This is a genomic window from Salmonella sp. SAL04162, from assembly GCF_046551535.1.
Taxonomy (GTDB): domain Bacteria; phylum Pseudomonadota; class Gammaproteobacteria; order Enterobacterales; family Enterobacteriaceae; genus Salmonella; species Salmonella enterica.
The window spans coordinates 18,894-45,685 of the sequence record NZ_JBGDVX010000021.1 but is presented as its reverse complement, the minus strand read 5'-3'; the positions used below and the strand labels follow the sequence as shown (position 1 = coordinate 45,685).

The window sequence follows — 26,792 nt, the reverse complement described above, 5'->3', positions numbered from 1 at the left end:
AGGCGCACCTCAAAACGTTTTTTGATTTCGCTGACCAGCTCAAAAGCGGCCATCGGCGTGAGAATGCCGGACATATCTTTAATCGCAATGGAATCGACGCCGGTCTCTAACAACTGTTCGGTCAGGTCCAGCCAGGTCTGCAGGGTATGCGCCGGGCTGGTGGTGTAGCTCAGCGTACCCTGGGCGTGCGCGCCGTGGCTGCGCACCGCCTGCAGTGCGGCTTTCATATTGCGCGGGTCGTTCATGGCATCGAAGACGCGGAACACGTCCATGCCGTTTTTCACCGCGCGTTCGACGAAGCGTCCCACCACGTCATCGGCGTAGTGGCGGTAGCCGAGCAGGTTCTGGCCACGCAGCAGCATCTGCAGCGGGGTTTTGGGCATGGCTTTTTTGAGTTCGCGCAGGCGCAGCCACGGGTCTTCGCCGAGGAAACGGATGCAGGCGTCAAAGGTGGCGCCGCCCCAGCACTCCAGCGACCCGTAGCCCACGTCATCAAGCTGGGCGGCAATCGGCAGCATATCATCAAGGCGCAGGCGGGTGGCGAACAGAGACTGGTGGGCGTCGCGCAGGACGACATCGGTAATGGCAATAGTCATGGATCCCTCCGGAAATTAAGCGTTAAGGCGGTGATGGTGAATGGCGGCGGCAATCACCGGCTTTAAGCGGGTGAAGTCGTCCACGACGGGAACGGCGCGCGGTGCGGGCGCGGCGACGGGTTCGGGGAAGAAGCGGTTGACGGCGGCGGACATGCCGCGGATGGCGAAAATCAGCAGGAACAGAAACGCCAGCACGAACCCCATGCCGAGGAACATCAGGGTGAAGCCTTCACCTAATAGCAGAGCTGCATCAGTCATAAAATAGCCTTCAGGCAGGAGGCACGATAATGGTGCTATTTATGACGATGAAATAATAAGGGTGGATTTCCCTGAGCCGCCCCCGGCCAGAGCCCTTGGTTATTATTATCGTCATAACGTATTGCCACCATTATCGTGCAATTTACGTAATCAGATTTATTTGATGAAACTTACGTTCTGGCATATTTCATCAGCGATGAGCTCTTTACGCTGATTAAAAATAATTTTGTTCTGTTCAAACAAATTATTCCCATGGGTATCAATAGAAACAATCAGCGGGCCAAACTCTTTAACCCGACAGACCCACAGCGTTTCCAGCATCCCCAGATCGCGCCATTGGGCATCTTCAATTTCTTCCACGCACACGGCGGCTACAACCGCACAACCGGCAGGGAATACGCAGTGCAGCGCTTTGTGTTCAGCACAGCCCTCTTCGGTACCTTTACCCATACCGCCTTTACCCACAATTAATTTGACACCGGTTTGCGCAATAAACTCTTTTTCGAATTTCTCCATACGCATGCTGGTGGTTGGTCCAACGGAGACCATTTCAAACTTATCGTCTTCGCCTTTAATTGGGCGGACAATTGGGCCAGCGTGTAAAATAGCGCCGCCGCGAACATCTACCGGAAGCTCGCGACCACCTTCAATTAAACGGCGATGGGCTACGTCACGGCAGGTAACAATATGACCGTTGAGATAAATAATATCGCCAGCCTTAATATCCGCTAAATCTTCATCTTTAATTGGCGTAGTCAGGATTTTTTTAGTCATCAGAAATTCACTCCGCTGTGAGACGTAATGGTGTAATTCAAATCTTTATCGAAAACGATGTGCCCTTTACGGTGCGACCAGCAGCCGACGTTTACCGCCACGCCGATGGTAGAAGGATGACGCGCGGTGTTTTCAATGTTCACGCCCATAACGGAGGTATTACCGGACATCCCCTGCGGCCCCAGGCCAATTTTGTTAATGCCGTCTTCCAGCATTTTTTCCAGCGAGGCTGCACGCTCATTCTCGTTATGCGAACCGATCGGACGCATCAGCGCTTTTTTCGATAGCAGTGCCGCCGTTTCAACAGAGGTCGCTACGCCCACGCCAACCAGCAGCGGCGGACACGCGTTGAGGCCGTAGCTGGTCATCACATCCAGTACAAAGCGGGTCACACCTTCATAGCCTGCACCCGGCATCAGCACCATCGCTTTCCCCGGCAGAGAACAACCACCGCCTGCCATATAGGTATAAATGCTGCACTGATCGGAATTGGGAACGATCTCCCAGAAGACCGTCGGCGTGCCTTTACCCACGTTTTTACCGGTGTTGTATTCATCAAAAGTTTCTACGCTGTTGTGGCGCAGCGGAGAATCTACAGTTGCTTTGATCACCGCCTCACGCAACAACGCTTCCAGCTCGCCAATCAGCGGAAAGTTCGTCCCGCACTCCACCAGAAACTGAATGACACCGGTGTCCTGGCAGGAAGGACGATCCAGCTCTTTCGCCAGACGCTGGTTCTCAATCATGGTAGTAAAGATGACGTCGGCCAGTTTACTGGTCTCTTTCTTATGCAAATCTTCCAGTTTTGCAGTGACATCATCAGGCAAAACTTTGCCGGTATATCCCACAAACTTGGCCATAACGTCGGTCATATGGGATATCTGTTCACTTTTGCTCATAAATGCTCCTTAGTCAGAACAGCTTCCGTTAATTACGGATGAAAAGGGAAAAGGATTGGCAGCAGGATCAAGCTGACAATGGTTGAAACGATAATCAGGGGGATACCGGCCTTAGCGTAGTCGACAAATTTATAGCCACCCGCGGAGAGCACCATCATGTTGGCAGGCATACCGATAGGGGTTGCGTAGGCGCAGGAACCGCCAATGACCGTCGCCATCAGAACCGCACGTGGGTCGGCCCCCATACCTGCGGCAATGGACAAACTCACCGGCACCAACAGCGCTGTCGTTGCGGTATTGGACATAAAGTTGGTCATCACAACGGATAAGGCGAAAACGGCGATCAGCAACATGAACGGTGAGGAGTTTTGCCCCAGCATGCCGATTACATAGTCCGCAACCAGCTTGCCTGCCCCGGTCATTTCCAGCGCTTTTGCCAGCGCCAGGGTGCCGCCAAAGATAAAAATAGTCTGTGAATCAATGGCTTTATAGGCCTGTTTTTCCGTGAGTACGCCGCTTACGACCAGCACAAGAGCGCCAATACAACCGGTCACGGCCAGGCTGACACCGATCTTCTTCTCAAAGATCATGCCGAGGATCGTTGCGATCAACACCACGAGTGAGAGCCGTTGTTTCCACTGTGGAACATGGCTGTAGTCACGTTGCTCCCCGACGCTCCCCACCTCACCGCCGGTCGCATTATTCGGCAGAAAGCGATAGCCAATAGTCAGGAAGTAGAGAATGCCGCAGATGAGCATCGGGAGACCGATTTTTGCGTATTCAAAAAAGCCAAAGCCGCCGCCAATATTCTGTAGCGCAGACTGCGCGATAAGATTTCCCGGCGCGCCAATTAACGACAGGTTACCGCCCAACGCAGCGGCGAAAACCAGCGGCATCAGTAGACGAGAACGCGAGAAGCCCGATTTTGCCGCCACGCCGATCACCACCGGAATCAAAACCGCAGCGGTACCGGTGTTAGAGAGGACGCCAGACATCAACCCCACCACCACCATAATGGTGAAGATCAGCTGTTTTTCTGTTTTCGCGAAGCGCGTGATGACGCCGCCCACTTTGTTTGCCATACCGGTCTCGAACAACGCACCGCCTACGATGAACATCGCGACAAAGAGGATGACGTTAGTGTCGATAAAGCCAGCAAAGGCCTGTTTGATATTCAGAACTCCGGTGATAACTAAGGCCACGCAGACAATCATGGAAGTGACGGCCAGTGGCACTTTTTCCCATACAAACATGACGATAGCGAACACCAATAAACATAAGGTAAGGGTAATGGGTTCCATATTTATAATTATCCAATCAATGATATATGATATTGTATCCAATGTTGACGAGGAGAAATTATTCCCATACAAAAACTAAGTCAAATCGTTTCTCAGGAAAAATGCAGGAGTGGGATCTACATCAAGATCGTAGTTGGATCGTTACTGGACGTGATTAATAGAATTGAAGAATTGGTTGAAGCGCCTGCGATGCTCACGCAGGCGAAAAGATCAGGCAGAAGGGTCACCAACATAGCGGGTCAGCATATTCTCCATCGAGCGAATAATGTGTTCGCGCATGCGCTGGCGTGCCAATGTTTCGTCATGAAGTTCAAGAGCTTGCAGAATACTTTTATGTTCCTGAATGGAAATCACGGCATACTCTTCTTCGGTGACCTTATGGCCCATCGACAGGCCGTTCCACATATTACAGAGCAACATTTTCATTTTTTCGTTGCCAGCAACATTCCATATTTCCATATGAAATGCCTGATTCAGGTCGGAGTATTCCGCCGAGTTATTTTCCGCGAGAGCCTTTTCAGCGGCATAATGCACCTGGGCTATCCGCGAGATATCGGTGCCGGGACGAGAAGCTTTAGCCACCGCCTCACTTTCTAACAGCGCGCGAATTTCATAGTGTTCACGGATCGTTTGTTCATTGATGCCCAACACCACCGCCCCTTTATTAGGGCGCACTTTTATCAGCCCATCCGCCGCCAGAATCTGAAACGCCTCGCGCACTGGCATACTGGACACGCCGACCATTCCGGCAATGCCTTCTAACGTAATCTCCTGCCCTTCCACTAACTCCCTCGAAAGAATCGCTTTACGCAGCACTGCCGCGACCTGTTCTTTCGCTGAAAGAAGCTTAATCTTCCCTAACTTAGGCTTCTGCACTTTCCCAATCCTTCATATGTTGACGCATTATTTCTGCTAAAGAGAGGAAATAACGCTGCATAACTTGCCCAATCTCATCACGCCGCCCCTGGCGTATGACGTCAGCCAGTTCAGCGAAAAGCTGCGCCGACTCCTGATTATCTTTTTTCAGATGCAAAATAACATAAGAGACATAACCGTCCAGGAACTGCTGATACACCTTTTCCAGATAGCGGTTATTCACATAAGAAATCAGCATCGCATGACACTCCAGTTCGCAGGATTTGTCTTCTGCGACAGCCAGCACTTGCGCACGTATCAGGAGGGCATCGCCTACTTCGCTGGGTATCAGCGAAAACATTTCGGCGGCCATCGCGGCAATCACGCGAAAAATATGACTCACGCGATCGGCCTCAAGATGCGCGACCTGCATGTGCCTGTTGGGCAGTCGGATTAAAAAACCTTCCTGTTCGAGTGACTGTAGCGCTTCTCGAACCGGCATTCGTGAAAGACCGAGCTGCTCCGCAATACTTTCCTGCGCGAGTTCTTCTCCCGCTTTTATATTGCCGGAAAGAATTTCATAGCGAAGCATTTGCGTAATGTGATCGCGGGTTTGCGTTCTTTGGATCTTTTTCACGACGTTCTCGTTAATAACCGATAAGACGTGAGGAGTTTAGCAGATTTAGTACTTGATTTCGTGGCTTGTTTACAGTCAAAGAAGCCGGAGCAAAAGCCCCGGCATCGGGCAGGAACAGCTTATTTATTAATAAAATCTTCACCCAACTGAATATCTTTTTTCAGCGTATCCAGCATAGCGTCCAGCGAATGTTGCTCGAAAGCGCTCAGTGTGCCGATGGATTTACGCTCTTCTACACCGTTTTTACCCAGCAGCAGCGGCTGAGAGAAGAAACGGGCATACTGACCGTCGCCTTCCACATAGGCGCATTCCACCACGCCTTTTTCGCCCTGCAGAGCGCGAACCAGAGAAAGACCGAAACGTGCGGCAGCCTGACCCATAGAGAGGGTTGCCGATCCGCCGCCGGCTTTCGCCTCGACGACTTCAGTACCGGCGTTCTGAATACGTTTAGTCAGCTCGGCCGCTTCTTGTTCGGTAAAACTTACGCCTGGAATCTGCGACAGCAGCGGCAGAATCGTCACGCCGGAGTGCCCGCCAATCACCGGGACTTCAACTTCCGTTGGCAGCTTACCTTTCAGCTCTGCAACAAAGGTATTAGAGCGGATGATATCCAGCGTGGTGACGCCAAACAGTTTGTTTTTGTCGTATACGCCTGCTTTTTTCAGCACTTCCGCCGCAATCGCAACGGTGGTGTTCACCGGGTTGGTGATAATGCCCACGCACGCTTTCGGGCAGGTTTTAGCGATCTGCTGCACCAGGTTTTTCACGATGCCGGCGTTAACGTTAAACAGGTCGGAACGGTCCATACCCGGCTTACGCGCCACACCCGCAGAAATCAGTACTACGTCAGCGCCTTCAAGCGCCGGGGTTGCGTCTTCACCGGAGAAACCTTTGATTTTTACAGCGGTGGGGATATGGCTCAAATCAACGGCCACACCGGGAGTCACTGGAGCGATGTCGTACAGGGAGAGTTCTGAACCTGAAGGCAGTTGGTTTTTTAAAAGTAATGCCAGCGCCTGACCGATACCACCAGCAGCGCCGAGGACTGCGACTTTCATCCTAAACTCCTTATTATATGATTAGCTAAGTGTCTATTGCTCCGCGGCGGCGACCTTAATTCACAAATTCAATGATTACAATCCTCACTCATCAAGAATGCGGAGTCGCGCAATTTTGGCTTTTATGCATTTAATTTGCGTAATCCGGATCGGCTGCAACCAGAGAGCAACGTTCCTACAGGTGGTGACAATATACCCTACTATCCTCTCAAAACAACATCATTTTGATAACAATTAATTTACTTTTAATCTTATTTGCGAGGCGTGACACAGGCATGTTTCTTGATAACGAAATTTGATAAAATTCCGCTCTTTCATAACATTATTTCAGCCTTAAACAAGGCAGACTGTTTGCATAAAAATTCATCTGTATGCACAATAATGTTGTTTCTACCGCCATATTACGGGTGACTTATGCGAAGCTCGGCTAAACAAGAAGAACTAGTAAGAGCGTTTAAAGCGCTCCTCAAAGAAGAAAAATTCAGCTCACAGGGCGAAATCGTCCTCGCGTTGCAGGATCAGGGCTTTGAAAATATCAATCAGTCCAAGGTCTCGCGCATGTTGACTAAGTTCGGCGCAGTGCGTACACGTAACGCAAAAATGGAAATGGTGTACTGTCTTCCGGCTGAACTGGGCGTCCCAACAACATCCAGTCCGTTGAAAAATCTGGTGCTGGATATCGACTATAACGACGCTGTCGTGGTGATTCATACCAGCCCCGGCGCGGCACAACTCATTGCGCGCCTGCTGGATTCACTGGGGAAAGCAGAAGGTATTCTCGGCACGATTGCCGGCGACGATACTATCTTCACTACGCCTGCCAGCGGATTTTCCGTAAGAGATCTGTACGAAGCCATTCTGGAACTTTTTGAACAAGAGCTCTAGTCCCACTTCCTCCGTCGTCGTACGGCGGAGGCACCTTTTTGTCCTCTCCCCTCGCCGCTTTCCTGTACGGCTATCATTTGGCAAATCATGCCCTTAAACATTCACCACGCGAATGACAAATCAAAAAAACGCACAAAATGCCAAATTTCTTAACAAATTGATTTTCTTTTATTTTTTAAAAGACAGCGGCGAAAAACAGCAATTTTAATTCCATAACGTTATAAAAAATAAAATTTTTAATGTCTTTAAAAAGCAGAAACAATTAGCGTGGTATTAATTAATCGCGTGATTAGTGTATACTTAATTTTGTGATGAGGGTCACGAAACAAAGACCCCAGTAAAGGAATTCGACGAGGTAAAAATCATGAAAATCAAAACCACTGTTGCAACATTAAGTGTTCTGTCCGTTCTCTCTTTTGGCGCTTTCGCCGCAGAACCTATCAGCGCAGAGCAAGCGCAAAATCGTGAAGCAATCGGATCGGTTTCAGTCAGCGCTATCGGCTCATCGCCTATGGATATGAACGCCATGCTGAGCAAAAAAGCGGATGAACAAGGCGCTACGGCCTACCACATTACCGAAGCGCGTAGCGGCAGCAACTGGCACGCCACTGCCGAACTGTACAAATAAAATTCACCTGCCATCGCATATAACGTGTCGTTACTTCGCGGAGATATCGCATAAGAAAAGCCCATTAATCCGCGGGGTTGACCCTATAAAGGAATAAAAGACCATGAAAACGAAATACATTATCGCATCACTCGGCCTGGCCACTCTGCTCTCTTTCGGCGCAAATGCCGCAGTACACCAGGTCAACGCGGAACAGGCGCAGAATCTGCAACCGATGGGCACCATTTCCGTCTCGCAGATTGGCAGTACGCCAATGGATATGCGCCAGGAGATCGTCGCTAAAGCCGAAAAAGCAGGCGCTAATAGCTATCGCATCATCGAATTAAAAGAAGGTGATAACTGGCACGCCACCGCCGAGTTGTATAAGTAAACCCTCGTCGTCTAACCCGACGACTTGCCCCCGCCTGTCGGGGGCTTTTTTATGCATTTTTCAATGCCGGACATTAAACCGTAGCCGCCCCTCCAGCTCTTCTTCCGCTTCATCAAAGAGTAAAATCAGCGCCCCGTAGCGCCTGCGCAGTTTATCAGGCAGGTGAACAAACTCAATCTCTAGCGGTAGGGGTAAGGTATCGCTCATTACCGCATCCCATAATGTATCAAGATCGCTTACTTTCTCACTGGCAAGACCAAACGTCTGCGTAAACTCGCGATAAAAATCGCTTTGGTTTTTAATATCATTAAAATCAAAAGTATAGACATTCATAGCCAGCCACCATCCCCGACAGACAATTGTCTGTTTTACTACTAAGCATCATTATGCAGAGGTTTCACTTCCAGAAACGCTTTTAGCCCCGGAGCACTCTTGCGCTGTTTTTGTATCTCAAATAAGTATAGTCATAAAAAAACCGACGCTTTTGGCATCGGTTCTTGTGGGTTAGCTATCGGTAAGCGCGTTCTGGTATTTATGTAACATGCCCGTCAGGCGTTTAACCGGTTCCGTCACCTGCGGCGGCGCCTCCCAGATACGTAATTTCTCCTGATAGATATCCAGCTCATCCAGCAACTGACCAAAGTAGCGTCGCCGTTTATCATCGCTTCCGGCGGAAATAACATGGTCTGCGGTACGACGAAGTTGACGGTGGAACACTGACAGATCTTCATTAACCGGTATCGGCGCGTCGCGCAGACGTTGATGAGCAATGATCATCGTTAGCGCCAGGCGAAACTTCGGCAAATCGCCAGGGAATTTATTCATCAGCAAAAAGAGTTGCTGATATAACGCAGGCAGACGGTTTTCTTTACGACGTACCACGTTGGTCGTCATTGCCGAGACCGCAGCGGAAACAAACTGATTAAGCAGCACGCGACCGGTTCGATCTTTGGATTTATCACGCACCAGCAGGATGACGATAAACGCCAGCATACAGCCAACAATTTGCCCCAACGCGCTGTCGAGGAACTGGCTGAAATGGAACGTCATCGGATTATCCAACACAATAATGTTAATCGTACTGGCCAGCGCCCCCATCGACCCCAGACGCCGTTTCTGGACCTCAATGCCGATAAAGAACCCCAATACCGCCAGGCTCAAACATAACAACAGCATACTTTGCTGCGTATTGGGAATAATCACCAGGAAATAGAGCAATCCCAGCGGCAACGCCGCCAGAGTGCCATAAATAAAATCAATGCAGACCATGCGCGGATTGGGTAAACGCATCGCCAGCGAGGTCACCACGGCAATCATCACCATCGCGCCATTACCCGATGTCCAGCCGGTCCATAGCCAGAATAATGTCCCCAGAATGCAGGAAAGCGTGGTGCGCCAGAAGTTCACCATCGCATGGTGACGTTCAGCGGATTCCACTTTAACTACGGGCTCGCCTTGCAGGATCTCTTCTTCCGTCGCGCTGATTTTGGTGTTGCTGATCACGCCGCGTTTAAGCAGCAGATAGCGCGTCGCAGCACCTACCCAGCTATAAAGCGTGACGGGCGTTTCGCGCTCGCCGGTCCAGACAATGACACGCCGCATCCGTTTTAACTGCCTGTGGACGTCCTGTACCGTTTCAACCGGCGTCTCGAACAGTTCCCGGAATGTATCGGTAATCAGTTCCGGCCGCGTGTTTTGAATAAGATAAGTTTCACAGGATTGCGTAATCAGCGTGAGCGAAAGCGTATTCAACGCTTTCAGGCGGCGGTTAGCGCGTACCCAGCGCGAAGATTCCATATTCAGATTACTTCGCATCCCCTCCAGCGCCGCCGTGCGTCGCACCAGATCGCCCCAGGCGTTGTCGACTTCTTCGCTGTCGCCATGCTTAATACAAAGTTGCATTAGCTGATATTGCGCTACCAGTAAACTGTCCAGTTCGCGATCAACCTCCTGCTTTATCGATCGCGGCGAGAAAAGCAGATCCGCTAAAATAGCGCAGCCAATGCCGATGACGATTTCGCTACAGCGCTCAAGCGCAAATTGCGGCGTGAGCAGCGGCTCCGTCTGAATGGTAATCACAATGATCAGCGCAGTATAACCTGACAGTCCCCACGCATAAGAGTTTTCGATCCGTACTAAAGAGGAGATCCAGGTACAAAAACCGGCCCAGACACAGCACACCAGAATCATCAATAACGGCGCGCGGATCATAGAGATAATAATGATAAGCGCGGCGATACAGCCAATAAACGTCCCGATAATACGCAACATTCCGCGATAACGGATAGCGCCGGAATAGGGTTCCCCGCCGGCGGCAAATGCCGGGCCTGCCGCCACGATCGCGGCGGTCAGTACCGCCCAACGCGGCGTCTCCAGTTGAAAATGGAAGCCGATAAATAATGCCAGCACAATGGCGCACGCCAGCTTTACCGCAAAGCGAATGTGCTGGTTGGCTATGGAGAAAATGCCCATGACGATTAACCGAATTCGCGCAGCCGGTGCGCCAGTTTACGGAAGAAGGAGTCCTGGCTTGCGTCACGATCCTGCTTACCGGTGATCACGACGGTTGCCGTCGTACCGGCAGGCCACAGATTCCCCTGCTGCTCGTCAAGCCGGATGCGCACCGGAACACGCTGGGCCAGACGCACCCATTCGAGGTTAGAGTCTATCGTCGCCATCCCTTTCGCATCGCTGGTACTGCTGGCATTCGTTACCCCTGCCGCCACGCTATCGACGGTACCTTTTAATACCCGGTTGCTGCCAAGCGGCGTGATTTCGGCACGATATCCCGGACGCACGCCTTCCAGCTTGGTCTCTTCCATATAGGCCTGCACGTAAAAAGAGTTCTTTTTCACCAGGGCGACGGCTGTGGAACCGCGGGTAATAAATTCACCGGCATAAACATTGAGGTTAGTCACCCAGCCGTCGGCAGGCGCGCGAATGACGGTGCGCTCCAGATCGAGTTTAGCCAGGTCGCGCGTCGCCTGGGCTTTAGCCAGTTGATGCAGTACAGTCTGCAAGACATTGTTCGCCTGATCGATCTCTTCCCGGGACATCGCCTGTACGCCGAGGCGATTACGGCGACTGGCTTCCTGGCGTTTTTCCTGCGCCAGGACCTGATAATAGGCTACATCAGCTTCCGCTTCCGCCAGCGCTTTTTGATAGCGTGGCTGATCGATGGTAAACAGGACCTGATCCTTTTTCACCAGTTGGTTATCATGCACGTTTACATGGGTAATCAGGCCCGCGACATCCGGGGCAATAGCGACGACATCGGCGCTAAAACGCGCGTCGCGCGTCCAGGGAGATTCGGTGTAATACACCCAGGCGCGGAAAATGGCGATAAAGGCCAGAATAACCAGTACGAGGGTAATGGCCGTACGGGAGAGTTTTCTTGTTAGTGTTTTCACTTCAACCTCAAACGAACAGGCGCGATATTAAATAAAACAGACAACAATACAGCGCGGTATTGAACAGAGCCGGATGCCAGACAAAATCATAGATACCCGTCGGTACAAGCATCCGACGCACCAGCCAAAAAATAGCCAGTGACAAAAGCAATTCGAAAAATATCGGTGGGAAGGAAAGACCAAACACCACGATAACGGGAAACAGACTCATGTTGACCTTGATTTCTGAGAGAGAGCAGGCGATAGATTGTTAAGCTACATCGCCGCAGAGAAGGGCAAGAGACGCCAGGCGAGAGCGACATAGCTCTTATTCGAATAATAGTATATTAACGTAATTGTTATGCTGTTATCTATATTATGTGATCTAAATCACTTTTAAGCCAGAGTGAATAATGGAACGATTAAAACGAATGTCGGTATTCGCCAAAGTTGTCGAGTTTGGCTCTTTTACCGCCGCAGCCAGACAGCTGCAAATGAGCGTATCGTCCATCAGCCAGACTGTGGCGAAACTGGAAGATGAGCTTCAGGTCAAATTGCTCAACCGCAGTACACGCAGCATTGGGCTCACCGAGGCTGGAAAAATCTATTATCAGGGCTGTCGTCGTATGCTGCATGAAGTGCAGGATGTTCACGAGCAGCTTTACGCTTTTAATAACACGCCTATCGGTACATTGCGTATCGGCTGTTCTTCAACCATGGCGCAAAATGTGCTGGCCGGGCTTACCGCAAAATTATTAAAAGAGTATCCCGGTCTGGCGGTCAATCTGGTGACAGGAATTCCGGCTCCGGATTTAATTGCCGACGGGCTGGACGTGGTGATCCGCGTGGGCGCGCTGCAAGACTCCAGCCTGTTTTCCCGTCGACTTGGCGCGATGCCGATGGTTGTGTGCGCCGCCAAGCCCTACCTCGCTCAGTACGGCGTCCCGGAAAAACCCGCCGATCTCAGTAGCCATTCCTGGCTGGAATATAGCGTGCGCCCGGATAATGAGTTTGAACTTATCGCGCCGGAAGGAATTTCTACCCGACTGATTCCACAGGGGCGGTTCGTCACTAACGATCCGATGACGCTGGTACGCTGGCTGACCGCCGGAACCGGAATCGCCTATGTGCCGCTGATGTGGGTGATCGATGAGATCAATCGTGGCGATCTGGAGATCCTGCTGCCTCGCTATCAGTCCGATCCTCGTCCGGTGTACGCGCTGTACACCGAAAAAGATAAGCTGCCGCTTAAAGTGCAGGTAGTGATTAACGCGTTAACTGACTATTTTGTCGATGTCGCACACCTGTTTCAGGGGATGCACGGGCGAGGGAAAGAAAAATAAAAACACCGGGTAATTGCTGAAGACGATTGTAGCCAGATGCCACCCGACGCAGACATTGCCTGATGGCGCTGCGCTTATCAGGCCTGGGCGGCACACACCACAGGCCTGATAAGGCGGAGAGTTATGCGGTGCCGCCAACCGTCAGGTTATCGACTTTCAGCGTCGGCTGGCCTACGCCTACCGGCAGACTTTGCCCCTCTTTACCGCAGACCCCCACCCCGTTATCCAGCTTAAGGTCGTTGCCGACCATGGAGATCTGTTGCATCGTTTCAATGCCTGATCCAATCAACGTTGCGCCCTTCACCGGCGTCGTGACTTTGCCGTTTTCAATCAGATACGCTTCCGAGGTAGAGAACACAAACTTGCCGGAGGTGATATCCACCTGACCGCCGCCAAAGTTAGGCGCATAGATGCCGTATTCAACGGATTCGATAATTTCCTGCGGCGTTGACTGCCCCGCCAACATATAGGTATTCGTCATACGCGGCATTGGCAGATGCGCGTAAGATTCGCGACGCCCGTTACCGGTCGGCGCAGCGCCCATCAGGCGCGCGTTCAGCTTGTCCTGCATGTATCCTTTCAGCACGCCATTTTCAATCAATACGTTGTACTGGCCTGGCGTACCTTCATCATCGATAGCAACGGAGCCACGACGGTTCATCATTGTGCCGTCATCCACTACGGTGCAAAGCGCGGAGGCAACCTGCTCACCGATCTGACCGCTAAACACAGACGTCCCACGACGGTTGAAATCACCTTCCAGCCCGTGACCGACCGCTTCGTGCAGCAATACGCCCGGCCACCCGGCGCCCAGAACCACCGGTAACGTCCCCGCTGGCGCAGCGACCGCGGAAAGATTAACCAGCGCCATGCGTACCGCTTCTTTCGCCCACGCGTCGGCGCGCACCTCGCCGTCGAGATCGGCAAGAAAATACTCATAACCAAAGCGACCGCCGCCGCCGCTGGCGCCGCGCTCGCGTTTACCGTCTTCTTCCACCTGCACGCTAACGGACAACCGCACCAGTGGACGGACATCCGCCGCCAGCGTCCCGTCGGTCGCCGCCACGAGGATTAATTCATATACGCCGGTCAGGCTGGCGTTAACTTCCTGCACGCGTTTATCGGCTTCTCGCGCCGCTTTATCAACGCGTCTGAGGATATCCAGCTTCTCTTCGCGGCTCATACTTTGCAGCGGATCAAGGGTGGTGTAGAGCGGCTGATGCGCTACGGCGGCGAGCGTTTTTACCTTGCCTTCGCCGTTATCGCGTACAATGGTTCGCGCTGCCTGCGCACTCTGCTCCAGCGCCAGGAGGCTTATCTGGTCAGCATAAGCAAAACCGGTTTTTTCGCCGCTAATGGCGCGAACGCCAACGCCCTGGTCGATATTATATGAACCATCTTTAATGATGCGGTCTTCTAAAACCCAGGATTCGTGATAGCTCGACTGAAAATAGAGGTCGCCATAATCAAGGCGGCGTTCGGCCAGTTGGCCCAAAATAGCGAACAGATCCTGATGGTTCAGGCCATTCGCCGCTAGCAATTGTTCACTTACCAGGTTCAGACTCATCGTTTTTGCTACTCGTTGATTTCTGCCGGATGGCGGTTCACGCCTTATCCGGACTACGTTGTTAGATTGTACAAACCGGATAAACGCAGCGCCGTCCGGCATGACTATTTACTGAGAGTGGGGCAATTCCTCGCCCCCGTCAAATCATTGCTGGCTTTCTTTTCTCGGTTGGCGCAGAACTTCGTTGATCTGCGGCGCATCGACCGGACCGGTAATGCGATAACGCAGAATGGAGACCTTGCTCCATAGCGGCCCCAACACTTTACTGGCGGCAAATACCGCCGCGCCGACAATCGGGTTAACGGCAAACGCGGCAGCGACGCCCACGGTGGCGGAAATTTCCGGCGCGACAACGGCCTCCATATCAAGACGACGACGCACCAGATCAACAGAACCTTTCATTGCAATATCCGCTTCCAGCCCATCCACCAGCGTATCGTCAGTATGCAGGACGCCATCTTTAATCCACGCGGTACTATGAATAGAGTCGAAATAGAAGCCCTCGCTAAAGGTATCTCTGAAGTCAAACCGCAGCTTACGCAGCAACGCATCAAAACTGAGCAGCCGCAGTAGCTGTCCGGCATGACCGCTACTGAGATCAGTAAACTCGCCTTTGCCCAGACGCGTACGTAAAATCCCGTTGAGCGTGGCTTCCTCAGGTTGCCAGGGCGGGTTTCGCCAGTGCAGATCGTAATCTACGTTAAAAGACGCGTTCTGGATTGGCGTCGAGATGCCGAAGAACCCGGCAGCCGTGTCGAGGTTACTACCATGCAGACTACCTTTCAGCGAGGTTCGTTCATTACCCGGCGCATTCACCCACTCGCCGTTCGCTTTCAAACGGGCGAATCCGGTATCGATCAGGCCATTCGCCAGAGTCAGCGTATTGCCTTTGATGGCGAAATCGCCATCAATACGCCCATATTTTTGCCCCCACAGCCAGCACTCTTCGCAGCGAAGCTGTAAGTCCGGCCAGCCGCGGAAGATAATCGTGTTCGCCGAAGCCAACGGCGATGTCGGCGTGGGTGACGAGGCGTGCGTTTTTGCGACGCCAGGGTTGTAGTACAGGTACTTAATGTTCGCCAGCCACGGCGCATGGTTGCGCATGAGCAGCGTGGCGTTCACCTCACGGCCCTGCGCTTCAATTTTTGTTCCGTTCAGCGAGGGGGCTGAAACGACGCTCAAATTGTTCCACTGCTGGCCGCCCAGCGATAGCGCGGGAGTACGCAACGTGATGCGTTGAGGAAACTCGGCCGAACTGCTCACGTTATCCGCCGCGCCTTTCTGGAATAACGCCAGCCACTGCGCGCCATCCAGCGCCGGCAGATTGAGCTCAACGCCTTGTTGAGCAGGTAATGGCGGAATCGTCCGGCTGTCCGTCGTCCAGATAGCCCGATCCAACGTCAGCTTCTGATTTAATAACCAGCGGCTGTTAAAGTGATTTTTACTCCCTGCGCTCCCCGTTAGCGCAAAACTTTTCAGGTTGCCGTCAGCCTGAATGTTCACCGGAATGGCTTCGCCTGCGGGTTTATTTAGCGGAGAAGGTAAGTGACTACTCACATTTCTCAGATCGCCGTTCAGCTCGATGTGATAAGTGGTGTCGGCGTGATACGGAAGATCGATGCCGACTTTACCATTCCACGTCACGCTGCCGCTCAGGGCGTCATTCAGTTGCGGCGGTAAGACGCCCATACGCGTTGGCTGCCAGTTACCGTTCAGGTTGACGGCGACCTGATAGGCTTTTGCCCCTTCCGTCGTACTGAAATCCAGGTTCAGCGGCTGATTAAACCAGTTTGCCGTCAGCGGCCCGCTTTTTAGCGCGCCATTCACAAAGCTGAATTTACCGTTCAGATTTTTGAGCGTGCTGTTTAGCGGCTTAATAAACAGACTGTTATTACGCAACGAGACATCGCCCTCGGCGGTAACCTGTTCGCCATCCAGCGGAATATCAAGATGTAAGCGAGCATTCACATCGCCATCTAATTGGAGCTCCGCCAGCGTCGAGCCAAGCGAGTCTTTTAGCGGCGTCTCGTCGAAATAAGGCCCAACGGCTTTTCCCGGCCCGTTAATATCGGCATCAATGAGCAGTTTCTCTTTGGAATAATCCGGAATCGCCGCCGCGAGTTTGCTGGCCTTCACCCCGCCCAAATCGACGCTATCCGAACGCATCCACAGGCCGTCGTTCAGGAAATCCAGTTCAATGTTGAGATTTTTTAGCGCCGGCCAGTCGGGTTGAAAAGCAAACGTCGCATTGCGTAGCGGCACCAGCACTTCAAACTGACCTTCGTTATGCTTATAGGGAAAGAGGTGCGGGTTACCACCGTAAACCAACGTGGCGTTATCCGCCTCGCCGCCCTGAATCGCGCCGCTAAGGTAATCGACCAGCGCTTTGCCCATCAGGTTTTCCGGAAAATAGCGCCACGCCTGAGATCCATCGTCGGTACTGATTCCGGCCAGAATACCCAGCCACGGTTCGTCACCCGTCGGTTGCAGATAGCGGAACCCGCCGCGCGCATGTACCGCCTTTGCTTTGACGTCAATGTCGCGGCCATCAAGCTGAAAGCCGTTCTCATTCTTCAACCAGCTAAGCGTCGCGACGCCGTTTTCAATTTCCAGCGGCGCGCGAAAAACGGTTTCATAGGGCATTTTAGCCTGCTGCATCGCAACCTTCATCTGCCCGTCTTCTACGCTTCCCGCCAGCGTACCGGAAAAATGTTCCGCGCCGGGCAACAGCTTCCACTGTTTCCAGGCAAGATTTTCCCACGATGCCTGAAAACGCGTTTTTTCGGTCGCCTGTAGCGGAATATCCAGCGCCAGTGTGGCGATCTTTCCGCTCGGCTGCGTAGCCTGCCATATTTCGCCCAGCACAGGCGACAGTTTAGCCGCCAGCGGACGTAATGCTTCCAGCCCCGCCAGTTCAAGGTTACTGGCGCGAATGCGTAGCTCATCGCTACGTGTGTGATTCTCGCCGCCGACGTCCTGCTGCGGGAGCCAGGCCACTGTTAAGGCTCCGCTCGGCCAGGATTTACCATCAAGCGTAATCCGTGTGTCCGGAATATAAAACTGCCAGCCCGGCTGCTCACGGCTAATCTGCGCCGTCAGGTTATCGACAGACAGCGTGTGCGTCGTGTTATCGCCCAGCCAGCTTGCGCCGCCCTGTTTCAGCCAGACGTCTCCTCCGGCGATTTCGCCTTTACTGAGCGTCATCCAGCCTTCCAGACTGAAACGCGCCGTCTGGAGCGCCACATTATCCTGCATCCATTTGCCCAGCCACGGCTTGACGTCAATATCGTCGGCCTGTAACCAGACTCTGCCGTTATTCAGCAAACCGTCGTCATCGCGTAAATCCATCCGCACCTGCATCACGCCGTGCTGCCCGGTCAGGCTGGAGAGGCTGACCTCGCCTTCGGCGCGGTGTCGCTCTTTGCCGTTTAGCCAGGTAAGCTGTGGGATCGCCAGCTCCGCGCGTTGTCCGGAAAGCGTCAGAAAACTGATTTGGCTATCGCGCAGATCGAAATGATCGAACTGCCGCAGGAAAAGATCGCTTAAACGGCTGGTTTCGATGCCTTCGCCGTCGCTGCTTTGAAGAGGCGTGTTGGTGCGGAAATTGAGTTGCCAGAAGGTCAGGTCGCGAAACTGCCAGCGCATATGCAACAGGCTTTGCCAGACGTCCAGCGCCAGCGTAACGCGTTTTATCGACAGTTCGCCGCCATCTTTCAGGGCGGCATGAATATTATGCGCTTCCAGCGTAGGGCCAAAATTTTGCCAGCTTGCGGAGAGTTGGCTGGCGGCCACCGGCACGCCGGTCACAGACTCAATCTTATTCAGGATAGCTGGACGCCAGGCGTCAAGATGAGGCAACGCCAGGCGCAGCCCGCTAACCAGCAGCGCTGCAATGACGATGAGCGCGGCTCCAGTGAGCAATAAAATCCCCGGCAATCGCCTCACGCGTCTCTCCTTGTCTGCCAAAAAATACGACTCACACCCTTGCTTTGCCGGACGGCGGCGTGAACGCCTTATCCGGCCTGCAAATGCTCGTACGGGTCGCGGTCTTTTACATCATTACGACGTCAAACTGCTCCTGGTTATAAAGCGGTTCGACCTGAACTTTAACCTGTTTGCCGACAAAGATTTCGACTTCCGCCAGCGCGTGTGATTCTTCGCCTTTCAGCGCTTCCGCCACCGCAGGAGAAGCATAAACCAGGAAGCGATCGGAGTCATAAGCGTGATGAACACGTACAATTTCACGCATGATCTCATAGCAGACGGTTTCCACCGTTTTTACCGTCCCGCGGCCATGACAGGTTGGACACTCGTTACAAAGCACATGTTCCACGCTTTCACGAGTCCGTTTACGGGTCATTTCCACCAGCCCCAGCGGCGAAAAACCGTTAATACTGGTTTTCACGCGATCCTTACTTAACGCCTGTTCCAGCGAATGCAGCACCCGGCGGCGATGATCTTCATTATTCATGTCGATAAAATCGATAATGATAATGCCGCCCAGATTACGCAGGCGTAGCTGGCGGGCAATGGCCTGAGTCGCTTCAATATTGGTATTAAAAATGGTGTCGTCGAGATTACGGTGTCCGACAAACGCGCCGGTATTGATATCTACCGTCGTCATCGCTTCGGTTTGGTCGATAATCAGATAACCGCCGGACTTGAGTTCAACCTTACGCTCCAGCGCGCGCTGGATTTCATTTTCCACGTCATAAAGATCGAAGATCGGCTGATGGCCACTGTAATGCTCCAGCTTACTGGTCATTTCCGGGATGTATTCTGCGGTAAACTCCAGCAGCGACTCATAGGTCAGACGTGAGTCGACGCGAATTCGGTCCAACTGCGCATCGGCGAAATCGCGCAGCACGCGCTGCGCCAGCGCCAGTTCGCCATACATCTGGTAGCGCGTTTGCGGACGCTTTTTGCGCTCCATGACTTTCGTCCAGACGCGCTTGAGATAGGCGGCGTCAGACGCGAGATCCTCTTCACACACGCCTTCCGCCGCAGTACGGATAATAAACCCGCCCTGTTCGTCGCAGTATTCCGCCACCACCTTTTTCAGGCGCTCGCGTTCACTTTCGCTTTCGATACGCTGGGAAACGCCAACGTGTGACGCCCCGGGCATAAAAACAAGGTAACGGGAGGGCAACGTGATGTCCGTGGTCAAACGCGCGCCTTTCGTGCCGAGCGGATCTTTCACTACCTGCACCATCAGATCCTGTCCCTGACGCACCAGTTCGGAGATATCGCGCACCGTAAACTGTTTTTGCTCGTCGCCCGCCACGCATTCGGTATGCGGCATAATGTCGGAAGCATGAAGAAATGCGGCTTTATCCAGCCCAATATCTACAAAAGCCGCCTGCATACCTGGAAGTACACGACTTACACGACCTTTGTAGATATTGCCTACGATTCCGCGTCGCGCTTCGCGCTCAATATGGATTTCCTGAAGAATACCGCCATCAATGTACGCCACGCGCGTTTCCGATGGCGTTACGTTTACCAACAATTCAGCCGTCATGTTTATCCCTTTTATCACGCAGTGCGTTAAAATGACTCAACAACTCATACGTTTCAACCAGCGGTAAGCCGACCACGGCGTGATAGCTGCCATTTATCTTCCTGACAAAACAGCCACCCCGCCCCTGAATACCGTATGCACCTGCTTTATCTAAAGGCTCGCCGCTGGCGACATAGCCAGTAATATCCTGCGCAGAAAGCGTGCGGAAAGTCACCTCCGTTACCACCAGACAATCCAGCGTCTGCTGCGAGTCCGCAAGCGCAACAGCAGTCATCACCTGATGCGTATTTCCGGAAAGCAAACGCAGCATTTCTGCGGCATGAGCGGCGTCGCGCGGCTTTTCCAGCACCTCGCCGTTTAACACGACTATCGTATCCGCGCCCAAAACCGGCAGATCACGGGGAACCAGCGCCACGCCAGCCTGCGCCTTTTCGCGCGCCAGCCGAACAACATACTGCTGCGCGCTTTCCTGAGCACGCCGTTGCTCTTCAATACCAGGCACGACCTGCTCGAATGAAAATCCAAGTTGAGTCAATAATTCCTGGCGACGCGGGGAACCGGAAGCAAGATACAGAGTTGTCATATCGACCTTTATTGCACAGCAAACTGCTGGCGTACTTTACGCATCAGCAAAAAGAGCCAGGGCCACAGCACGCCATTGACTACACTACTCCAGAACACTTCCGGTCTGAAAGAGACGTTGATCACTAAAAACTCGGCCCAGAAAACAATAATGTCCACGGCCAGTGAAAGCAACATTACCACCAGCGCCTGCTGCCAGAGCGCCAGGTTACGGAAGAGCTGGAATTTCAGAGCGACCAGGTAGGCGACAATACTCATCGACAGAGCGCGCACGCCAAGTGTGGAACCGCTGATGAGATCAAGTATGGCACCCATCACAAATCCCGTCCCCACATTTACGCGGTGCGGCAGGGCCAGAATCCAGTACAGTAAGATGAGCAAAACCCAGTTTGGCCGGAAAACAATGATGTCGTCCGGCCAGGGCATGATTTGCAGCAACAGCGCAATAAGAAACGAGAGCCAGATAACCCAGCGCCCCTGGCTACGATAGCTCGCCACCATTACCCTCCCGGCGCACGCGCAGGCGGCGTGGTCGCGCCCGAAGGCGATGGTTGCGTTGATACCGGCGCAGTCTGGCCCGCAGATGGCTGAGTAATCCCCGTCGCCGGGTCCGGCACTGGCGCCGGCGGCCCCATCGCATCCGGAGAAGGCAACACCTGCGGCATCATCTGCATCAGGCGCTCATTGGCGACGCGGTGAACCTCTTCCGGCGTCATCGGATTGGCGCCGTTACGATCGGCTCCCCACAACAGCAGCAGATAGCGTAAACGCTGCAAACCCGCGGTTGGACGTGCCTGAATGACGGTATAGGCACGCTGAGTATCCAGCTTGACGGAGGAGACCACCGCCACCGGATACCCTTCCGGGAAACGCCCACCAAGTCCGGACGTTACCAGCACATCGCCGACGCGAATATCGGTATTGGCGGGCAGATGTTCAAGCTGAAGATCGTCAGTACAGCCGTTACCGGCGGCAATCACGCGGATGTCATTGCGCAGTACCTGAATCGGCAGCGCATGAGTCGCATCGCAAATCAGCAGTACGCGGCTGGTCAGTTTCGCCACGGCGACAACCTGCCCTACGACGCCTTTGTCGCTAATGACCGGTTGACCTTCATATACGCCATTAACGCTGCCTTTATCGATAACGACCTGATCGCTGTAAGGATCGTTAACCGTTGAAATAACCTGAGTCACCATTTTCTGCTCGTCCTGACGCAGCGGAGACCCCAGCAGCTCGCGCAACCGCGCGTTCTCCTGTTTGTACTGCCCCAGCATCAGCAGGTCGCTGTTTTTTAGCAGTAATTCCTGGCGCAGCGCCCGGTTTTCCAGTTCAAGCTGGTCGCGAGAAGCCAGCGTTTGTGACACGCTGTCGAGCAGTTCACGAGGGCCGTTTGAAATAAAATAGAAAGGACTGACGGCAGTGTCCATGTACGTTCGGATTTGACTGAACGTCCCCAGGCGGCTGTCGGCAATGATAACGCCGAGCGCCACCAGCACCGCCAGAATAAGGCGAATCTGTAGCGACGGGCCACGGCTAAAAATTGGCTTCATAGGCTATGCGTATTCTCGCGTCGGAGAGGCAGGACAATCCAGGGATAATCCTGCCCGTATCCAACTACTCTTCGCTGAACAGGTCGCCGCCGTGCATATCGATCATTTCCAGCGCCTTGCCGCCGCCGCGCGCCACACAGGTCAGCGGATCTTCAGCAACCACGACAGGAATGCCCGTCTCTTCCATTAACAGACGGTCAAGGTTACGCAGCAGCGCGCCGCCGCCGGTGAGCACCATACCGCGCTCGGAGATGTCTGACGCCAGCTCCGGCGGACACTGTTCCAGCGCCACCATTACCGCGCTGACGATACCGGTCAACGGTTCCTGCAACGCTTCCAGAATCTCGTTTGAGTTCAGGGTAAAGCCGCGTGGAACGCCTTCCGCCAGGTTACGGCCACGCACTTCGATCTCGCGGACTTCGTCGCCCGGATAAGCGGAACCGATTTCGTGTTTAATACGTTCTGCGGTGGCTTCACCGATCAGAGAACCGTAGTTACGACGAACGTAATTAATGATGGCTTCGTCGAAGCGATCACCACCAATACGGACAGAAGAAGAGTAAACCACGCCGTTCAGGGAGATAACGGCAACTTCAGTGGTACCACCACCGATATCCACAACCATTGAACCGGTTGCTTCAGAAACTGGCAGACCTGCGCCGATCGCGGCCGCCATCGGCTCTTCGATCAAAAAGACTTCACGGGCGCCTGCGCCCTGAGCGGATTCACGAATTGCGCGGCGTTCTACCTGCGTCGCGCCGACCGGCACGCATACCAGTACGCGCGGGCTTGGGCGCATAAAGCTGTTGCTGTGCACTTGTTTAATAAAGTGCTGGAGCATTTTTTCGGTCACAAAGAAGTCAGCGATAACGCCGTCTTTCATCGGACGGATCGCAGCGATATTGCCCGGCGTACGGCCCAGCATCTGCTTCGCATCATGACCGACTGCAGCCACGCTTTTCGGCGAACCGGCACGATCCTGACGAATGGCCACAACGGAAGGCTCATTCAATACGATGCCTTGTCCTTTTACATAAATGAGGGTATTCGCGGTACCCAGGTCAATGGACAGGTCATTGGAAAACATGCCACGAAATTTTTTCAACATACTAAGGGATAATCCTGAAAGCTGGGGCGGAAAACAAAATCCGCTTACTTTACCAACCACACGCAGCAGCGACAAGGCGCAAAAATCATCTGCTACGGTGAAAATTAGTGCAGTTCGTTTCCTTTGTTACAAATCTCGGCCTGAGTCCCTCAGGGCTGAAAAAATCAGCAGCAATCCTCGCCTTCGTTTGCAACCTGTCAAAGGTCATTCACCTGCATATTTGCTGCAACAATCTGGCGAGCAGACAAGCACACCCCCATGAGGCGCAGCGCGCGTTATTCTACGTGAAAACAAATTAAACGGCAGGTTAAACCGAGTATCTTTGCGAATATTTTTTCACGTTTGTGTCAAGTAGTTGGGAGGAGGCAAAAAAATCACCCTGCCCGCCAGCCACGCCGCGTTTTGTCAGCGTCTGCCACTCGCCGCGCGAACGGACGCCCGTCGCGTAAACCTGCGTAGGCGTACCCGCGCAGGCCTCTACCAGACTTTGAACCAGAAGCTGGTTTTCCGTTCGCTTCTCAATGTTTCTGACCAGACTCGGATGCAGCTTGAGTAATTCCACATTGAGCGCTTTAATCCAGCTCGTGCTAACCAGCGTCAAACCCGCCTGTGTCACCGCCACCCGAACGCCAAGCGCATTGACTAAGCGAAGGATGGGTTGTAACCGACTGATGTGTTGACAAACATCTGCCTCCGCAAGTTCAATAATTATGCGATTTCGCTGTGATTTTTCACACTGCATTAACGTATCGCGCAACCAGCGCTGAAAACGCGGACGAATCAGCGACTCAACCGTCAACTGCATTGCCAGATTTTCATCCGGCCAGTAGCCCAGCAACGTAATCAGGCGGCTAATTTGTAATCTGTCATACTCTTCCGATAAACCAAATTGCAACACCATCGGCATATACTCCGCCGAGCTCACCTCTTCTTTACCGTCATAGATGCGACACATCAATTCCCGATGATGCACACGACCTTCTCGCGTGACCGCTGGTTTTTGATAAAGTCGCGGTCCGCCCCGGTTCAGCATCTGCTCAATCAATGTGCGCCAGCGCACATTGCCGCGCCCTTTTTCCGGCAGAGTGTCGTCGTAGATAGCCCAGCTATTTCCCCCCTGCAGGGCGGCATTCCGCGCCGCGGCTTCAGCATGTTCCATCACCTGCTCGGTGGACTGTCCGCTGCGCCAGGCGCAAATGCCGATATGTACCATATCGTCACGATCGAGCATTTTGTTAGCCGGTAGCGCATCGACAGCTTTTAAAAGTTGTCCGGCAATACTTTCCGCTTCTTTCAGCGTTCGATGCGGTAGCAGCACGGCAAAGTCGCTGCGGTGATAACGCGCCAGCAGCGAGCCTGGGTAACGCATAATAAATGTCGATAGCAGATTGATAAGCATAAACATCTGCTCTTCCGCCTGATTGCCTCCCAGGCTGTCGCGCAGAAGATTGAAGTCTGGCAAGCGGATCATCATCACCACGCCATGCACTCCCACTTTTTCCTGATCTTCCAGCAGCGTCGCCAGTTGGTTATCAAAGAACAGACGGTTACCGAGTCCGGTTTTGGTGTCCTGCGCGGCGTAGGAGCGAATGAGGGTGTCCAGGCGGCTACGCTGTTCGTGAGCAAACTGAATTTCGGAAAGCAATACATCAAGCGCGCTACTGGTGCGCGCTGGCCATTCGTAAACAGAACCGCGGACATTCGCCCCGCGTTCGCCGTTCAGAATACGCGTTGAGCGAATTTCCAGAAGCTCTTGCCCGGAAAGCTGCCGCTGCAGCCAGCGCACCGATAAAAACAAAATCAGAACGATAAAACCGATCGCCAGCGTCAGCGGCGCCGTGGTGATCAGTGAGTGAAAATAGTTACCCATCGGGTCCTGATAAACCAGACGTAGCGACATTCCTGGATGTTTTATCAGCGGTACGACCAGCTCGCGATACATGTCGCTGGTGCCGGCTGGCCGATAACCTCTGGCGCGAGAATGGCTGTAGACGCTGCGCTCCCCCTGCAACAGATCGACACGCACAATATCGGAAGCGATCATGAGTTCGTCGATTTGCGGCGTCAGCGAGACAATATCATGGGTCACCAGGTGCGTATCAATGGCTGTCGCCGTCGCCTGCACACGGCTGACATACTTATACTGTACGGCGTTATAAAAGCTTAGCGAGCAACCTATCAGAGTCACGAAGATCGTTAACCCCGTGAGCAGCGTGATAAAAGCTGAGAATTTCGTCGTTAATCGCATCCTTGAGTTAACTCCGACGGTTATAAACAGTATGAAAAAGCGAATCTGAAGGCGGAATTCGCCACGGCGCGCAATGAAGCAGGCATACTACCAAAATGGATCTATCTGGCAATTTATTGCGTTGCATCGGCATCACGTTTTAATTAGCGAGTATAGTCTTCGTAGCTATTTTTCCAATCTACCATGTAAAGTGAGGACAGGTTATGCAGGCGTTGATCTTAGAACAGCAGGACGGTAAAACCCTCGCATCCGTGCAACATCTCGAAGAGAGTCAACTGCCGGCAGGTGATGTGACGGTGGATGTCCACTGGTCCAGCCTGAATTATAAAGATGCTCTGGCTATCACCGGAAAAGGGAAAATTATCCGTCATTTTCCGATGATTCCTGGTATTGATTTCGCCGGCACCGTTCACGCAAGCGAAGATCCTCGCTTTCATGCAGGCCAGGAAGTACTACTGACTGGCTGGGGCGTGGGCGAAAACCACTGGGGCGGCCTGGCCGAACGCGCACGCGTTAAAGGCGACTGGCTGGTCGCGCTGCCTGCGGGACTGAGCAGCCGTAACGCCATGATCATCGGCACCGCCGGTTTTACCGCCATGCTGTGCGTCATGGCGCTTGAAGATGCAGGTATTCGCCCGCAAGACGGTGAGATTGTCGTCACCGGCGCCAGCGGCGGCGTGGGCAGTACTGCCGTTGCATTACTGCATAAGCTGGGCTATCAGGTTGCAGCAGTATCAGGACGTGAAAGCACCCACGGCTATCTTAAGAGCCTGGGAGCTAACCGTATTCTCAGCCGCGATGAGTTTGCTGAATCTCGCCCGTTGGAAAAACAGCTGTGGGCCGGTGCAATTGATACCGTTGGCGATAAAGTGCTGGCGAAAGTGCTGGCACAGATGAACTATGGTGGTTGCGTGGCCGCCTGCGGCCTGGCGGGCGGCTTCGCGCTGCCGACCACCGTTATGCCATTCATTCTGCGTAATGTGCGTTTGCAAGGGGTGGACTCGGTGATGACCCCACCGGCACGTCGCGCAGAAGCCTGGGCGCGTTTGGTTAAGGATCTGCCGGAATCGTTCTATGCTCAGGCCGCCACAGAGATTACGCTGGCGGATGCGCCGAAGTTCGCCGATGCCATCATCAATAATCAGGTTCAGGGCCGTACGCTGGTGAAGATAAAATAACGTCACGTATAAAAAAATTTACACTTAATTAACTATTTATTT

Annotated in this window: 24 protein-coding genes and 1 pseudogene; 5 read left to right on the top strand and 20 right to left on the bottom strand. The window is 53.1% G+C overall.

Translation table 11 applies throughout. The features are described from left to right. The 8 genes and pseudogenes from ACLJRH_RS25235 to mdh form a co-directional block, all read right to left on the bottom strand. A pseudogene (locus ACLJRH_RS25235) lies at nucleotides 1–596 on the bottom strand (oxaloacetate decarboxylase); the annotation flags it as partial. 15 nt (nucleotides 597–611) lie between these two features. Further along, the gene (locus ACLJRH_RS25230) at nucleotides 612–854 is read right to left on the bottom strand and encodes an oxaloacetate decarboxylase subunit gamma (protein WP_000128598.1); all 243 of its coding nucleotides are present in this window, start codon (nucleotides 852–854) and stop codon (nucleotides 612–614) included. A gap of 156 nt (nucleotides 855–1,010) precedes the next feature. Beyond that, the gene (gene ttdB / locus ACLJRH_RS25225) at nucleotides 1,011–1,628 is read right to left on the bottom strand and encodes a L(+)-tartrate dehydratase subunit beta (RefSeq protein ID WP_023223186.1); all 618 of its coding nucleotides are present in this window, start codon (nucleotides 1,626–1,628) and stop codon (nucleotides 1,011–1,013) included. Further along, a complete protein-coding gene (gene ttdA, locus ACLJRH_RS25220; RefSeq protein ID WP_000045349.1) occupies nucleotides 1,628–2,527 on the bottom strand; it encodes a L(+)-tartrate dehydratase subunit alpha in 900 nt (299 codons plus the stop codon). The genes ttdB and ttdA overlap by 1 nt, the downstream gene beginning before the upstream one ends. A 32-nt stretch (nucleotides 2,528–2,559) precedes the next feature. Continuing rightward, entirely contained in the window at nucleotides 2,560–3,828 is a 1,269-nt protein-coding gene (locus ACLJRH_RS25215) for an SLC13 family permease (RefSeq protein WP_000433390.1), read from the bottom strand. Nucleotides 3,829–4,038: 210 nt separating this feature from the next. Beyond that, nucleotides 4,039–4,704 (bottom strand): GntR family transcriptional regulator, encoded by a 666-nt coding sequence (locus ACLJRH_RS25210; RefSeq protein ID WP_001171581.1) that lies wholly within the window; start codon nucleotides 4,702–4,704, stop codon nucleotides 4,039–4,041. Continuing rightward, nucleotides 4,691–5,320 (bottom strand): GntR family transcriptional regulator, encoded by a 630-nt coding sequence (locus tag ACLJRH_RS25205; RefSeq protein WP_023137159.1) that lies wholly within the window; start codon nucleotides 5,318–5,320, stop codon nucleotides 4,691–4,693. The genes ACLJRH_RS25210 and ACLJRH_RS25205 overlap by 14 nt, the downstream gene beginning before the upstream one ends. A gap of 119 nt (nucleotides 5,321–5,439) precedes the next feature. Beyond that, on the bottom strand, nucleotides 5,440–6,378 hold the full coding sequence (gene mdh / locus ACLJRH_RS25200; RefSeq protein WP_000861586.1) for a malate dehydrogenase: 939 nt from the start codon (nucleotides 6,376–6,378) through the stop codon (nucleotides 5,440–5,442). A gap of 414 nt (nucleotides 6,379–6,792) precedes the next feature. On the opposite strand from mdh, the gene argR reads away from it, so the two are divergent. The 3 genes from argR (at nucleotide 6,793) to yhcN-B (ending at nucleotide 8,261) form a co-directional block, all read left to right on the top strand. Further along, nucleotides 6,793–7,263: a transcriptional regulator ArgR gene (gene argR / locus ACLJRH_RS25195; protein WP_001257852.1), complete on the top strand. Its 471-nt coding sequence runs from the start codon at nucleotides 6,793–6,795 to the stop codon at nucleotides 7,261–7,263. 364 nt (nucleotides 7,264–7,627) lie between these two features. After that, nucleotides 7,628–7,891, top strand: a complete 264-nt coding sequence (gene yhcN / locus ACLJRH_RS25190) for a peroxide/acid stress response protein YhcN (protein ID WP_000695695.1) — start codon at nucleotides 7,628–7,630, stop codon at nucleotides 7,889–7,891. A gap of 103 nt (nucleotides 7,892–7,994) precedes the next feature. Continuing rightward, nucleotides 7,995–8,261 carry a DUF1471 family stress response protein YhcN-B gene (yhcN-B, locus tag ACLJRH_RS25185; protein WP_000853277.1) on the top strand — a complete coding sequence of 89 codons (267 nt, stop codon included), beginning with the start codon at nucleotides 7,995–7,997 and terminating at the stop codon, nucleotides 8,259–8,261. A gap of 60 nt (nucleotides 8,262–8,321) precedes the next feature. Here yhcN-B and ACLJRH_RS25180 read toward each other — a convergent pair whose 3' ends face one another. The 4 genes from ACLJRH_RS25180 to aaeX form a co-directional block, all read right to left on the bottom strand. Then, entirely contained in the window at nucleotides 8,322–8,594 is a 273-nt protein-coding gene (locus tag ACLJRH_RS25180; protein WP_001103888.1) for a hypothetical protein, read from the bottom strand. A 171-nt stretch (nucleotides 8,595–8,765) separates the two neighbouring features. Then, nucleotides 8,766–10,733 (bottom strand): p-hydroxybenzoic acid efflux pump subunit AaeB, encoded by a 1,968-nt coding sequence (gene aaeB / locus ACLJRH_RS25175; RefSeq protein ID WP_000510913.1) that lies wholly within the window; start codon nucleotides 10,731–10,733, stop codon nucleotides 8,766–8,768. A gap of 5 nt (nucleotides 10,734–10,738) precedes the next feature. After that, nucleotides 10,739–11,671, bottom strand: a complete 933-nt coding sequence (gene aaeA, locus ACLJRH_RS25170; protein ID WP_000855138.1) for a p-hydroxybenzoic acid efflux pump subunit AaeA — start codon at nucleotides 11,669–11,671, stop codon at nucleotides 10,739–10,741. 7 nt (nucleotides 11,672–11,678) lie between these two features. Beyond that, nucleotides 11,679–11,882, bottom strand: a complete 204-nt coding sequence (aaeX, locus tag ACLJRH_RS25165; protein ID WP_000051840.1) for a p-hydroxybenzoic acid efflux pump operon protein AaeX — start codon at nucleotides 11,880–11,882, stop codon at nucleotides 11,679–11,681. A 181-nt stretch (nucleotides 11,883–12,063) separates the two neighbouring features. On the opposite strand from aaeX, the gene aaeR reads away from it, so the two are divergent. Continuing rightward, the gene (gene aaeR / locus ACLJRH_RS25160) at nucleotides 12,064–12,993 is read left to right on the top strand and encodes an HTH-type transcriptional activator AaeR (RefSeq protein WP_000440300.1); all 930 of its coding nucleotides are present in this window, start codon (nucleotides 12,064–12,066) and stop codon (nucleotides 12,991–12,993) included. A 121-nt stretch (nucleotides 12,994–13,114) separates the two neighbouring features. Here aaeR and tldD read toward each other — a convergent pair whose 3' ends face one another. The 8 genes from tldD to csrD all read right to left on the bottom strand — a co-directional run bounded on the left by tldD (nucleotide 13,115) and on the right by csrD (nucleotide 25,572). After that, entirely contained in the window at nucleotides 13,115–14,560 is a 1,446-nt protein-coding gene (gene tldD / locus ACLJRH_RS25155) for a metalloprotease TldD (RefSeq protein WP_000055930.1), read from the bottom strand. Nucleotides 14,561–14,704: 144 nt separating this feature from the next. Further along, complete coding sequence (gene yhdP / locus ACLJRH_RS25150) at nucleotides 14,705–18,505, bottom strand: AsmA2 domain-containing protein YhdP (protein ID WP_023137161.1); 3,801 nt, start codon at nucleotides 18,503–18,505, stop codon at nucleotides 14,705–14,707. A 106-nt stretch (nucleotides 18,506–18,611) separates the two neighbouring features. Continuing rightward, nucleotides 18,612–20,081, bottom strand: a complete 1,470-nt coding sequence (rng, locus tag ACLJRH_RS25145) for a ribonuclease G (protein WP_000123188.1) — start codon at nucleotides 20,079–20,081, stop codon at nucleotides 18,612–18,614. Further along, nucleotides 20,071–20,664, bottom strand: a complete 594-nt coding sequence (locus tag ACLJRH_RS25140; protein WP_000210306.1) for a Maf family protein — start codon at nucleotides 20,662–20,664, stop codon at nucleotides 20,071–20,073. Before ACLJRH_RS25140 ends, rng begins: the two co-directional genes overlap by 11 nt. Nucleotides 20,665–20,672: 8 nt before the next feature. Next, nucleotides 20,673–21,161: a rod shape-determining protein MreD gene (gene mreD / locus ACLJRH_RS25135; RefSeq protein ID WP_000179403.1), complete on the bottom strand. Its 489-nt coding sequence runs from the start codon at nucleotides 21,159–21,161 to the stop codon at nucleotides 20,673–20,675. Nucleotides 21,162–21,163: 2 nt separating this feature from the next. Further along, nucleotides 21,164–22,216, bottom strand: coding sequence for a rod shape-determining protein MreC (gene mreC / locus ACLJRH_RS25130; RefSeq protein ID WP_000802538.1), 1,053 nt, complete (start codon nucleotides 22,214–22,216; stop codon nucleotides 21,164–21,166). A gap of 64 nt (nucleotides 22,217–22,280) precedes the next feature. Then, the gene (gene mreB, locus ACLJRH_RS25125; RefSeq protein WP_000913396.1) at nucleotides 22,281–23,324 is read right to left on the bottom strand and encodes a rod shape-determining protein MreB; all 1,044 of its coding nucleotides are present in this window, start codon (nucleotides 23,322–23,324) and stop codon (nucleotides 22,281–22,283) included. A 307-nt stretch (nucleotides 23,325–23,631) separates the two neighbouring features. Beyond that, nucleotides 23,632–25,572 (bottom strand): RNase E specificity factor CsrD, encoded by a 1,941-nt coding sequence (gene csrD / locus ACLJRH_RS25120; protein WP_001241381.1) that lies wholly within the window; start codon nucleotides 25,570–25,572, stop codon nucleotides 23,632–23,634. A 203-nt stretch (nucleotides 25,573–25,775) separates the two neighbouring features. On the opposite strand from csrD, the gene ACLJRH_RS25115 reads away from it, so the two are divergent. Next, the gene (locus ACLJRH_RS25115; protein ID WP_001148240.1) at nucleotides 25,776–26,750 is read left to right on the top strand and encodes an MDR family oxidoreductase; all 975 of its coding nucleotides are present in this window, start codon (nucleotides 25,776–25,778) and stop codon (nucleotides 26,748–26,750) included. Nucleotides 26,751–26,792: the final 42 nt, after the last annotated feature.